General features: G+C 42.6%; 12 protein-coding genes. 7 read left to right on the top strand and 5 right to left on the bottom strand.

What is annotated here, in order from left to right; translation table 11 throughout:
• Window positions 1–198 precede the first annotated feature (198 nt).
• The 3 genes from EO93_RS08885 (at window position 199) to EO93_RS08875 (ending at window position 2,016) form a co-directional block, all read left to right on the top strand.
• Window positions 199–591: an RDD family protein gene (locus tag EO93_RS08885; protein ID WP_048133724.1), complete on the top strand. Its 393-nt coding sequence runs from the start codon at window positions 199–201 to the stop codon at window positions 589–591.
• Between the two features lie 90 nt (window positions 592–681).
• Window positions 682–981: a DUF3303 domain-containing protein gene (locus EO93_RS08880; protein ID WP_048133725.1), complete on the top strand. Its 300-nt coding sequence runs from the start codon at window positions 682–684 to the stop codon at window positions 979–981.
• Window positions 982–1,278: 297 nt separating this feature from the next.
• Window positions 1,279–2,016, top strand: coding sequence for a hypothetical protein (locus EO93_RS08875; RefSeq protein WP_048162102.1), 738 nt, complete (start codon window positions 1,279–1,281; stop codon window positions 2,014–2,016).
• Between the two features lie 157 nt (window positions 2,017–2,173).
• On the opposite strand, the gene EO93_RS08870 is transcribed toward EO93_RS08875, so the two are convergent.
• The 3 genes from EO93_RS08870 to EO93_RS08860 all read right to left on the bottom strand — a co-directional run bounded on the left by EO93_RS08870 (window position 2,174) and on the right by EO93_RS08860 (window position 6,679).
• Complete coding sequence (locus EO93_RS08870; RefSeq protein WP_156161272.1) at window positions 2,174–2,374, bottom strand: hypothetical protein; 201 nt, start codon at window positions 2,372–2,374, stop codon at window positions 2,174–2,176.
• A 196-nt stretch (window positions 2,375–2,570) separates the two neighbouring features.
• On the bottom strand, window positions 2,571–4,502 hold the full coding sequence (locus EO93_RS08865; RefSeq protein ID WP_048162099.1) for a VIT domain-containing protein: 1,932 nt from the start codon (window positions 4,500–4,502) through the stop codon (window positions 2,571–2,573).
• A gap of 1,001 nt (window positions 4,503–5,503) precedes the next feature.
• Complete coding sequence (locus EO93_RS08860; protein WP_048162097.1) at window positions 5,504–6,679, bottom strand: DUF2117 family protein; 1,176 nt, start codon at window positions 6,677–6,679, stop codon at window positions 5,504–5,506.
• A 358-nt stretch (window positions 6,680–7,037) separates the two neighbouring features.
• Here EO93_RS08860 and EO93_RS18155 point away from each other — a divergent pair, with 358 nt between their 5' ends.
• The 3 genes from EO93_RS18155 to EO93_RS18145 are packed head-to-tail and all read left to right on the top strand — an operon-like array spanning window position 7,038 to window position 8,275.
• Window positions 7,038–7,433 (top strand): ABC transporter permease, encoded by a 396-nt coding sequence (locus tag EO93_RS18155; protein ID WP_235284176.1) that lies wholly within the window; start codon window positions 7,038–7,040, stop codon window positions 7,431–7,433.
• Window positions 7,414–7,608, top strand: a complete 195-nt coding sequence (locus EO93_RS18150) for an ABC transporter permease (protein WP_235284174.1) — start codon at window positions 7,414–7,416, stop codon at window positions 7,606–7,608. The genes EO93_RS18155 and EO93_RS18150 overlap by 20 nt, the downstream gene beginning before the upstream one ends.
• Complete coding sequence (locus tag EO93_RS18145; protein ID WP_235284173.1) at window positions 7,586–8,275, top strand: ABC transporter permease; 690 nt, start codon at window positions 7,586–7,588, stop codon at window positions 8,273–8,275. Before EO93_RS18150 ends, EO93_RS18145 begins: the two co-directional genes overlap by 23 nt.
• A gap of 138 nt (window positions 8,276–8,413) precedes the next feature.
• Here EO93_RS18145 and EO93_RS08850 read toward each other — a convergent pair whose 3' ends face one another.
• Both EO93_RS08850 and nikR read right to left on the bottom strand, forming a co-directional pair.
• Window positions 8,414–8,917, bottom strand: coding sequence for an amino acid-binding protein (locus EO93_RS08850; protein WP_048133809.1), 504 nt, complete (start codon window positions 8,915–8,917; stop codon window positions 8,414–8,416).
• 605 nt (window positions 8,918–9,522) lie between these two features.
• The gene (gene nikR, locus EO93_RS08845) at window positions 9,523–9,945 is read right to left on the bottom strand and encodes a nickel-responsive transcriptional regulator NikR (protein ID WP_048133730.1); all 423 of its coding nucleotides are present in this window, start codon (window positions 9,943–9,945) and stop codon (window positions 9,523–9,525) included.
• 1,056 nt (window positions 9,946–11,001) lie between these two features.
• On the opposite strand from nikR, the gene EO93_RS08835 reads away from it, so the two are divergent.
• Window positions 11,002–11,844, top strand: a complete 843-nt coding sequence (locus EO93_RS08835) for a YkgJ family cysteine cluster protein (protein WP_156161275.1) — start codon at window positions 11,002–11,004, stop codon at window positions 11,842–11,844.
• The last annotated feature ends 324 nt before the right edge of the window (window positions 11,845–12,168 follow it).

Below are 12,168 nucleotides of genomic sequence, written 5' to 3'. Positions count from 1 at the left end.
AGCAGGCATTTAAGCAAGGGAATTCTCAGGCTTGATCCCACATACACAATCAAATCCGTGGGTACTGGCGGGAAAAGAAATCCAGCCTTCGCAGCCTTTTTCCAAACTTCCCGTATTTAAACAAGACGTTTTGTTCATAATGGGTAATTTTATAATTCAGTCCTGCTTAATGTATAAAATCTCTTTGAGGGAAAAAATATGCAAACGTATTCGGGTTTTCTAAGGAGGTTAATAGCCTCTATAATTGATTCTTTTATAATCATCCTTCTTCTGGCTTTTATTCAGTTCATGTCAGGAGCCATGGGCGGAGCCTTTTTTTATATTCTTTTAATCCTGCTTTCCTGGAACTATTTTGCATACCAGGAGAGTTCAGTAAGGCAGGGAACAGTTGGGAAACAGGCGATGAATATTATTGTAACTGATCTTAACGGAAACAGAATTTCCTTTGAGCGTGCAACAAAACGCTTTGTGGGAAAGATTCTGGCATTCCTTCCTTTTTTCGCAGGATTCTTGCCCATTCTTTTTACTGAAAACAAACAGGGACTGCATGATAAAATCGCAAAAACTCTGGTTCTCGTTCGAGAGGATTGAACTCTTTTTTCTGACCCCGTATTTATTCCCCATTTTTTATAAACACATTTAAATATATTCATTACATTGAATTAATGGGGGAATGAAAACATGTTATTTATGGCAACCCTTTCGCATACACCAGAACATTGTTTCGCAAGAGATGAATACCAGGCCGATGGAAAAAAATGGGTTGAGGAAATGAGGAAATTGGGTGAAGTACTGGATATAAAAGTACACGGGGCTTATGTCAGCCCTAATGAGCATACTTTCTATTTTGTCCTCGAAGCTGATAATTTTAATGCGATCTCTGATTTCTTAAGACCGCCGATGCTGACGCACCACAGCGGAAAGATATCTCCAATTATGACCGTTGAAGAAGCTTTTAAACTCCCATTCATAAAAAGTTGAAGATCAGGCGCCATAGAAATTCTTCAGAAACTGGTTCTCAGGGATTATTCTGAATTCTGGAGCATGAATCCGAATATTGAGCTCAGAAGACTACGGATGTTCGAATTCGGATTCTAGAAAATTACCTTGCTCAGTTTTTTTATGTTCTTTTTCTCTTTTTTACTCTTTTTTCATCTCAATCCAATCAACTACTGTAGAAAGGTTTTAATATTTATATAGTGATAAAATACTTTTATGATTCCTTACATAAAGAAGTAGGAAACTATTTGCCGCCAGAGAAAGTAAGGAACGGTTGACATGTCCATTTATGTTGAAAAGCGCAGGTCTGCAAAGAAAAGTTCTATTAAGATCAACTCAACTCCTGTTGATTACGTGCAGAGTTATCCAGTCCAGAGTAGCCCAGCTCAAAATGGTTCCTTTCAGGATTATCCGGTTCAGAGCAGTCCGATTCAGGGCACCTCTCTTAGTTTTCACCCTACCCTTCCAGAGAATTCCCCTGTCTCGCTCTTTTCCGGACAGTATTCGGGGCTTAAAGTTTTTCTGGATATGGATGGAGTACTTACGGATTTTACAGGCGCATGCGAGAGATTAAGTGAACATATGATGTTCTGGTACACTGCCGATAAGGAACGTTTCTGGAAGCACATTACGGCTGCAGGAGCCAGGTTCTGGTCAGATATGCCCTGGATGGCTGGAGGGAAGGAACTTCATGGCTTTCTTAATAGTTCCGGCTTACACCCTACAATCCTTTCTGCCCTTCCTACCCCGGACCGAAAGATTGCTCTGGTTAATGCCAGAAAAGGAAAAATAGAGTGGCTGAAAAAAGAACTCGGAACTCCATACGCAAACAATGCAATCCTCTGTTTCCGCCCGGAAAAAGCTCTTCAGTCCGGAACCTCAAGGGTCCTGATCGATGATAACTCCGATAATATCCGTGAATGGGAAGAAGCAGGAGGGACAGCTATCCTGCATAAGAGCACGGACAGGACAATCAGGTGTTTAAGCAAAACTATTAAACTCGAGCAAAGATTCTAATTATTTAAATTGTTACGTTTTCCAGGTTCTTATTCCTCTTCCAGGCTGAACCGCAGGTTTTTCTGGATTTTGCTTCCACTTATAGAAAAGCGGCTTATTCCGGAAACATCTGTTACTGGAAGCGTAGGCGGGCGATGCATCATAAGCAAAAATACAATTAATTGATTTTAACCTGCTTGTCCGGGTAATAAACCTTAATTCCAGGATGATGATCTTTAACTCCTGAGGCTCTTTCTGAAAATTCTTTCTTATCCTGGAAGCTTACAATTCTTAGCAAAATAACATAAATTAAATAATAAAGCTGTATTTTGTCTATTGTTTGTGCTCCCGCTAACCTCTGACGCGTAACTTTTGACACGTTAATCATATCGAACAGATCTTTTATCCCGGCGGGGGCTCATCCTCCCTCATTCCTCCCGTTTTCCCCTGGATTATGGGACACAGGAAGGAAAAAATTCAGGCGTATAAATGATGTTTTCTTGATTTTCAAAAAAGCTTAAAAGGGAAGAGGATTTTGATCTTTTTTTTCAGTAAAACCTCCTCTACCTTTCGTTTCATCTTTTCATCTCTGTCTCCCTGTGAAGTAAATACGCAATCCCGGTGAGTCCACTAAAGGTGAAAAGGGCTCCAAATCCAGGTGTACTTTCTTCTGCAACCTTTTCTGCAACCTTTTCTGCAACTTCCCCTTCTACCGGCTCTTCAATTTCCATGTTGCTCTCATAACGAGAATCCGAGGAGGGTTGTATCTGGCTACTTAATGGAACAGCCCTTTCGTCTTTTGTAGCTGGCTCTCCAGCAGGCATTTCAGGAACCGTTTCTTCGCCATCTTCAGCTCCCGGACCGGAGAATTCAGGTACCTCCACGAAGAGGGATGTATAGGGTGTCACAAATTTATATTCAAGGGCGAGGTCCGTTACTGCAGACACAAGTGGCTCGTTTTCTCCTTCTACTTCTATCCTATCCAGCAGGGATTCGATGGTGGTATAGGCCCAGAGCCTGGGAATAAAGGCATTTTCCCCTTTCGGGCTTATAGTAAACTCTTTTGAAAAAATTCTAGCTCCGGTCCTGGTACTGGCCGAAACATCCGCCTGGATTTTGCCGGTTTCAGAGCTGTATTTCCCGAGGACAATAGCATCAGAGCCCGCAAAGAGGTTCTTTTCCCCGGTGTTTACGAGTTCGGAGAGCCCATTGCTGTAGGAGAAGTCCATGTCCGTGATCAGGGGGGTTGAAATCGTTTTATAAAAGCTCCCTATTTCCTCAGAAGCGTTATCATCCGGAGCGAACCTCTCTGCAGTCCCGTTGTTTTCCAGGCTCATAGCTCTCAGGAAACTATAGTTATTTTCGTCTTCAATCCCGAAGGCAATAGAAAAGATAGACACATGTGCGGTGTTGGCATCTTTAATGTTCTGGCGGATTGCGTAAGGGGAAACAACGCCTTCAGTTGGCTCTCCGTCTGTAAGGAAAACAATTATAGGCACTCTTCCGCTCTCAGGGTTGAACATCCCAAGAGCCGTAAGCAGGGCTTCATTTATGTTTGTGCCGCCGTTTGCCTCAAGGTTATTTACAAAGTCCAGAGCCCCGGTTTTTTGCTCCTCGTTTGCTTCCATTAGGGTCCCGGAATAGCTCTGTATGGAACTGTCAAAGAAAATAATGTTAAAGTAATCTCCGGGTGGCAGGTCCTCAATAATGTTGCCGAAAGCATCCTTTACCTGTTCGAGCTTGTATCCCTGCATAGAGCCGGACTTATCAAGGACAAAGATTATTTCTTTGCTCATGGCTGAGGTCCCGAGGTCTTCTTCGCTAGGGGAAAAGATGTGCATCATATACCCCTGGCCTTCATTTTCGTAAAAAAGCATGTTCCCGTTCAACGGAGGGTTTGCCGTTTCAAACACTACCCTGAGTTCCGAGATGGGGATCGAGTCTTCCTTATAATGTACCTGCCCTCTGTTTGAGGAAAGGTACTCCACCTCAGCTTCCGGGAAAGCAGGGGTTTCCAGGCGGATAAGCTGGTTTGCAGAATTTACGTTTATGGTTACCGAAAAGTTTGCCACTGAACGGCTGCTTTCCAGGAACTGCACGAGTTCGTATTCCCCAAGAGTTTTCTTAAGCGCCTGTTCATATGTCAGCTTCACGATGATGCTCTGCCCGGGCTCAAAGCTCAGGGCATAGGCGAAAAGGTTTTCATCCTTTGTTTCAAGGAGGCCTGCTGTCCTTCCTTCCGATGCGGCAGACTCAAATCTTTCGGAAGCCTCTTTCTTTGGAAGTACGTCAGCCCTGTACTCTTTTCCATCAATAATCAGGGTAAAGCCCGAAATGAAAGCTTCTTCAGGAATCAAAAAACTGAACTTGTCTTCAACAGCCGTTTCAGCCGGGTTGCTGAGCTTTTCTTCAACAGTGGTAATTGCATATCCGTTGTTTACATCCGTACTGAGCTTCAGGTACTCTGCAACAGGGCTGGCTGCCCCAATCTGAATCGATGCCAGCAAAACCAGGCAGATAATAAGAACTTTCCTTATACAAAATCCCCCTTCAGTTGATCCGATATTCAGGAAAATTTTTTGACTTTTTTATGCAAGAATTCAGGAATAATTCAGCAAATATTTATTACTGATATGTATGAAGATATGCCACTGTTTTATTTATATTTGACTTTAGCTGCGGATTATTTCAAAGTTATGCAGGAAATTCGTGTAATGCATGAGATATAAAAAGTTCCTTTAAAAGAGGTTTTTGAAAAGATAAAAGATCCGTCATCATTGTTAATTCTAAAATATGTGTAAAGTGATAAATTAATAAAGTTATATGCGTGCCTGGTTTTCTCTATAAGTGAATAACTCTGCATTCACGCAACCTCTATGAAATTAATAAGAGTAGAACAGATGAAGTTAAGGTGATAACAGTTTATGATTATAAAAAAGACGGAACGCTCAGTTCGGCAACACTTGTCTGAGGGTTTGAAAAAGTAATGTACTTTTCCCTTATGGATCTGAGAATTATGGAGTCCTGCTTCCGCCTGAAAAAAGAGATAATTGGAGACATATATTTGTGGATTATGAGTCGGCGGAAGCGACATTAATAAATACACATTTTTTTATTTATAACCATTTATCCGGGTAACAGCCCTTAGCTTTACGCTAATACCCTAATTTTGTTTCAGTTCAGGTTGGGGCTGGAGGACCCCAGAACTTTTCGGGAATCATTTATAATGGCTCTTCGCTATTTCATGTGGGTAACTTACATTCATCCCCTAAATGTTGAATTAGTATGTATAAACTTTAGAATCATTTGTTGTTGAAAATCACATTCAAGCTCGATGTTTCTCTCTTTTGCCTGGTTACTTTAGAACTAAGAAATTGTTTTCAACCCATACAAAACAGCGAAGATCCGAAAATATTAATTTCTACAGGCAAAATGATGTTTTTCCGAGTTTTCCGGTTTTTTGGGTTTTCCGGCATTTTCCGAGTTTTGTGTTAGTGCAGGTAAAGGCTCAGTATTCTGAGATGGATTCCAGGGAATTTTCTGCAAGATTTATGATCCTCAGCTTCAGACTCTCTACATCTTCAAAAAAAGCTGTATGTTCTCCTGAAAAGATATCCTGCTGAAGCTTCCTTCCGAACTCATCATCCTTTCCGGGCTTTAAACGCAGGACTAGAGAACATGGGGCATAGCTCACTGCAGTTGCAAGTTCATCGCAGTCCCCGTCCGTAATTCCCAGAATAGGAATTCCAAATCTGGAAAAGATATTTCCTGCAAGCTCTGTTGTGTCATCCCCAACAGTAATGGCAAGACCTGCCCCTTCCATCATCTCAAATGAATGCTCTGCGCAGTGGTCTATAAGAATGACCTTAACTCCACCTTCCGGGATTTTCTCCTGCAAAAAACTCTGTTTCAAAGGAGAGGTTTTCGTTATCCCTTCGGTTTTGTATTCCATAGGGCTTTTGCAGACGTCGGGATTTTTTCGGGAAGCTGTGGTTTTTACCCATGCCCCGGACAGGTCAACAGGCACTCTTTCTCCATGTTTATGGAGAATTTCGATACCCTGTTCCTTTATGTTCCCTCCTTCTATTGAAGTCAGAAAGCCGTTTTCTGATACGAGGACGACCTCAGAGGAAGTAGCTTTTCCAACCACAATCCCTTCAACCATTATGTTTGCCCCTGGAAAGGTTGAGATTCGTCTCAGAACATGCCTTCCCTGATTGCTGATTTCTATGGTGTTGACTGGCATCGGAGGCGGGGAAATTTTAAGGGTCAGAAGGCCGGAGAGTTTTTTAGCATGGGGGTCTGCAGCCTGGTTCCAGGGAATGAGTTCCCCATCAAGGCATCCGGGCCTTTCAATCTGAATAAGGGGTTTCTCTTCAGGATTTTGTATATGCGAAACCACGATCCTTCCGAAAGTCCGGCCGGTTTGAAGCTCCCTGCCGTGGTTCAAAAGGCACACCATGTCGTTAGACCCGAAAAGAGACTCGATGCAGGCGCTGGGTTTCAGAAACTGCTCTATATCAATCAAGTTTTCAAGGCCGGCATCAATCGCCGCAACTTTTCCCAGGGTACCGCAGAGGCAGGCATTTATGCAATTTCCCCTGGAGAGAAGTGTAAGAATATCTTTAACTGTCTGGGGAGAATCCATAAGCTGTAGGTTATGAATCACTATTCCAATCTGCATATATTAAAAACATATATAGTCAAACTAATTATACTCATCGAATTAATTTTGTATTAATAATTTAATAATTTTTCCTAAATATTTTGGGATGTCTGCTTTTTCATCATTCAAATTCCCGGCAGATATCATAAGATTCAGCCAGTATAAAGGCATGGAGCTATTTGATAATTTATTTGTATTGTCTGAAGAGACGTATCTATACTATATCCGGTGAAGAGTTTGCTTCAGGGACATCTCCGCTAAAAATCAAAAAGTTATATTTCCGTAATTTATGTTAACTAATTTAAATATTGTATTATGAAATAATGTAATCTTCGATATTTTTTAAGTCTTATATTTTACGCTTATATCTATTCATATGCGTGGATCTGACCCCTGCACCCATGGCAGGAACTGGAAAAAGGGATTGATGAACGGTTTGATTGAAGAGTTCGCAATGGCAATACGGCAGTTACGCCTTAAAAAGCTCAGAACCCTGCTTGTTCTCCTCGGAATCGCTATCGGAGTGGCAACGGTAGTAGCCGTCGTCTCGTTCGGAGAAGACCTTCGTATCAATGCAATCGAAGAGATACAGAAGTCCCGGGACCTGACCTTAATTGAGGTATCTCCGGGGCTCAGGGAAGACGGACTTGTCCTCATAAGCGACTCGAAAGTAGAGGATATAAGAATACGGGGAAGTGGCATGCCCTTATGTAAAGGATGCTTATGTCAGCCCTTCAGGGACCTATTTCGAATTGTTCGGGGTCCAGGATGATTGCAGGACTGCAAATGAGCTTGAACTTGCCGAAGGGAGCTGGTTCGATAGTGGACAGAACCAGATCGTACTTGGAAGTGATCTGTGGGAAAAACTGGAAAAAATAGACGGGGCCAGAATAGGAACTCCAATAACAACCCGGCTGCGCCTTTATGAAGAAGACGGGGCCTCTTGATAGGGAAATAAGTTTTATTCCTGTGGGCCATCTGAAACCTGCAGAAAACGATATAGATACAGGGGCCTTCATGAAGCTTGAATATGCAAAAAAACTCAGCAAAAAGGAGTATTATGATGGGGTCCTGATAAAGGTGGAGAGTTCTTCACAGGTTCACGAAACAAGAGAGCAGGTCGAAAAAATCGGGTTTTCCTCTTCAAGTGCCCGGGACGAAATCGACTCGGTCAACCGGATCATGAACGGGGTGACCCTTGTACTTGCCTTTTTCTCAAGTATTTCCCTGCTTGTAGGCGGCCTGATGGTGGTCAACACAATGGTAGTCTCGGTCTATGAACGGACCCGGGAAAGCGGAATTTCTAAGGCCCTCGGGGCTTCGGAGTCTGACATCCTGCGGATGTTTTTAGCCGAATACCTGTTTATAGGAACCGTGGGAGGAATTTTAGGAGACTTATTCGGCGTTCTTTTTGCAACCCTCATAGACAGGGTTGGAAGGTCCCTGCTAATTTCAAGGCTTGAAATAGGAAATCTCGAACATCTAACTACCTTAAACTTCAAGATTCTTGCAGCCGGAATTCTTGTCTCCTTACTCGTTTCCGTGCTTTCGGGGCTTTATCCTGCCTGGAGGGCCTCAAAACTGGATCCTGTCAGGGCTTTAAGGCAGCTTTGAAAGGGAGATAGTCAGTTGCAGAAGGGGTTGTAAGAGGAGATATATAATCTCAGGAGATGAGCTGCCTTGAATACCGGAAACAAGATCTTAATAGCAGGGCTTCTTGGAGTCGGAGTGCTGTTCCTGCTTCCCTTTTTTTTAGTAGATGCTTACTCCTTTTACTGAGGGCAGGCTAAGGATATCGTCAACAAGGTCTCCGGGGACTTTGTGGTCGGTAACGATGGTGAGCCTGGGGCTGTCCGTAAAGTATGGGTCATCTGAGACGGCCTGGCGAATGCTTACGTTGTGTCTTGAAATCAGGCCTGCAACTTCTGCAAGGATTCCAACGTGAGCAGCGTCTTCAGGGATGATGATGATTACCCCGAGCCCGAGAGCAGGGGCAACGTCTCTGAGAAAAGGGATTGAATGAACATTTTTGAATATGGTGCTCAGGAGTTCGTCAGAGATGATGGTCTTTGTGGTCGCGTCAACCACCCTCCGGTCAACCCCTACTTCCTTTGCAAGTTGAGTGTGTGCTATCTCGATGCTTCCGGAAGTTACCTTTCCTTCCTCGTTCACCTGAAACCCGCGTTCAAAAAGTAACTTAAGTACTTTTGCCTGTGCCGGGTATTTCTCGAACTTTTTGAGTAGTGTCTGCCACATAGAAATTATCATTAAATTGAGTCTCCAATATAAAGCTTACTGATTAGACCTGAGATGCGGGATTGATAAAAAGTTGCATCTGTTCCCACAGATATTTCCCCAAATCCTGAGGAAGGAATCGAACCTGAAGTAGCCTGCTAAATCCAGCTGAGAAAGCATTTGCAGTTTCTGAAATTGTGTTTTGTCCCTGATAAGTTGGTTGATCTATTCCGGAATCCATAGAGGAATCTCTCAGTAATCTCCCCTGCATCGCACAGGGTCTGGCCCGACCCGCAACATACTAATAAAAATGTATGTGCCTGCAACACAACTAAAAGAAATCCATGTGTATTCGGTTAAGTGAGGAATCGTGATAATCACCTCCACTTTTAAAACAGTTCCCAAATATTTAGATCTTGTTGTAGACTGGAACAGGGTATCGATTTCATGTAAATAGGCTAAAATTTAAGGCAGGCTTCGGGTTCAAAATCATTAGTTAAATGTTTTAACTCAATGAAAATGCAAACCTCAACCTCACTGAAAAAAATCGAGGTGAATTTCACCTACTTATCTGGTTTGGTTTCTTTAAGATTCCGAAGTATTGGTTCGAGTCTTATATAAAAAGGTCAGATACTTTCGTTTGATTCTACAGTTGTGAGGTTTGAAAATTTTACCCCTTTAAGAGCCATCATAGCTTCAGCAAGCTCTGCAATTTCTTTGCCGTTCCCGTTCAGAACGACTACTTCAAAACAGTCATCAGGATCAAGATAAATATGCACGGAAGACTTTATCAGGTGAGAATAGTGATGCTGAATATCAGTTATGGCATTTGAAAGCCCGCGTTTTGTGTGATCATAAATAACCGCAACTGTTCCGACGCGATGGCCTTTAATGTCATTCATCAACTCATAATAGGAAATATAGCTCCTAATGGCATCTCTTATGCCTTCCGAGCGGGAAGAATAACCTCTGTTTTCAATAATCCCATCAAATTTACCAAGAAGAGTATCGGGAAGGGAAACCCCTATCCTCATAAGTTCTGTTTCCATTATATCACTCACCAGGTAATTTCAAATTCATTTGAATGATTCTACTTTAGTTATGATACGTATTACTATATATGTTTTTTTAACTTCCTCTCTAAAATAAAAGAGTTGGCTGGTGCGAACTTTATTATATATCACTAATGAATAATAAAACTAACGTTTGACTGAAATCCCGAAGCATCTCTGTTGAAAACATCTTTAGTATAGCACCTACTTTCTCAAGGCGTGACAAGAAGCTATGCTATATTACGCCATTGTGCTGCCTCTGCCTTTTGAGGCAATCCTACTGGTGACATACATGAATAGCAACTTTTATGTGTGAAACTCACATGACAATGTCACGAAATCAAGGGGGATAACTTTGATAATTCGTTAGGATGAGAATACTATGAAGAATAAAAGTGAATTGCCATAATCTCTTTATAAGTAATACATATTTTATATTTAATAACATCAAATACGATATATTAAATGAAAAGTATTAAGTATAAGCTTGTTATACATTCATATGTCTATACGAACAGACATTAAAAACATAAAGACCTCCCAAATTTGTGGATGGCACCTGCAATGCTTGGAATTCCTCACCTGTAAAGCGGGCAGGTGGGGAGCCTCAGGTGCGAAGGTGGAGCCAGAAAATGTTCTGGCTTTATGCTCATTATTTAACTTTTTTTACATTCCGCATGAAAACTGTTAGGTATCTTCTGTTGCGTCTCTGGCTTTTCAGATCCAATCGATATAGGGCCGGAGTCAGTTACGGGAAATTGGAAGAATAAAATGGCCCTCAAATCTAGCCAGACAAAAGCTATGACTTTGCTGTAGCTGGACCACACGCCCTTGTCAAGCAGAAGTCCCGTTATGAAGGGGCCTTTCTCCTGGTCTTTCACTTCAGCTGTCACCTTTATATTGATGCCCCTGTTGTTCTGGAGGGTCAGGGTTAAGGACTCGCTCGGCGTTCCCGGGCAGACTGTTCCGAAATCGACTGAATTCGGTGAGGCTGTCAGGGAAATTGCAGGTATGATATTCACATTAAGTGATACCGTTGCCTGCGTTAATTTGATGTACCTGCAGGACAGGAACCTGTATATGGAAATTCCAGGTTCAGGCAGTAAACAAAAATCCGAAAAAACAAAGTATCAGATCATTCTTATTGCCGCCCTCAAAAAAGAAATTGAATTAGCTCGCAGACTTGACCCTGAAAAGCTTGCAGCTGAAATCGAAAAAACAGGTTTTTCCTGCCAGCACTGCGGGAAATGCTGTAGACGGGCTTTTGGGGACAACCGGGTAGTATTGACTCCTCAGGAAATTGAGAAAATCCGGGAGTATACAGGGCTTTCAAAACTTGAGGTTGCAGGACCTCTTATCCCTGAAGCCTGCCAGCCTGAGAAAACCGGAGATGAGGACGCAGGCCGGGATAAAGAAGGTTATTCCAGAGCTTTAGAAGCAAATGGAGGGTCCTCTCCGGAATTCCCTGAGATATTTGATCTCCTGAAGGACGATATCGACTCAGAGGGAAATATACATACCTATGGCTGGATGCTCAGGCGGAAAAGAAGTGGAGACTGCGTTTTCCTCGAAAATGACACAAACAAGTGCAGGATTTATCCTGTGCGCCCGATGCTCTGCAGCACCTATCCTTTTTACATTGAAGGGCTTAAACTGTACACATGCGAATGTGAAGGACTTGGGGATCACATTTCTGCGGAAGAGAGCCGAAAACTTGCAGATACCCTGCTTTCCAGATATATCTCGGAACTTGAGGATACGCTTGCCATGTACGAAAAATACGAGGATTTTGAAAAAGGGGACGAAGGTCCGGATATTGCAAGAAATAATCTGGAAAAAGACATGTGTGCTTATATAGTCCACGACAGCAGAGGAATTACAAAAATCATCGATTGAGGCACGGGATTTCAGGATACCCCGGTGGTCCCTGATTAGTTGTTTGATCTATTCCGGAATCCGGGAGGAGATTTATCATTTCCTCCCCCCGCGCTGCACGGAACTGGGTCGGCCTGCCACCAGCTAAAAAAACAACCAGAAAAACCAGTGCCGCAATTAAGAGTGATAATATACCGAAGAAATATTCCCTGGACTGAGAGAATACTTTCCTTAAACCCGGAAACCGCTTTTTAATTCAGAGGTAAACATAAGCGCCTCCGCCAGCTTGTCTGGTGGCCCTTCATATTTATAAATTAGTCCGCTTGAGCGAGCGAAGCTCACTAC

Origin of the sequence: Methanosarcina sp. 1.H.A.2.2 (assembly GCF_000979975.1) — an archaeon.
In the GTDB taxonomy this organism is placed as follows: domain Archaea; phylum Halobacteriota; class Methanosarcinia; order Methanosarcinales; family Methanosarcinaceae; genus Methanosarcina.
This window is presented reverse-complemented; position numbering and strand designations above follow the sequence as displayed.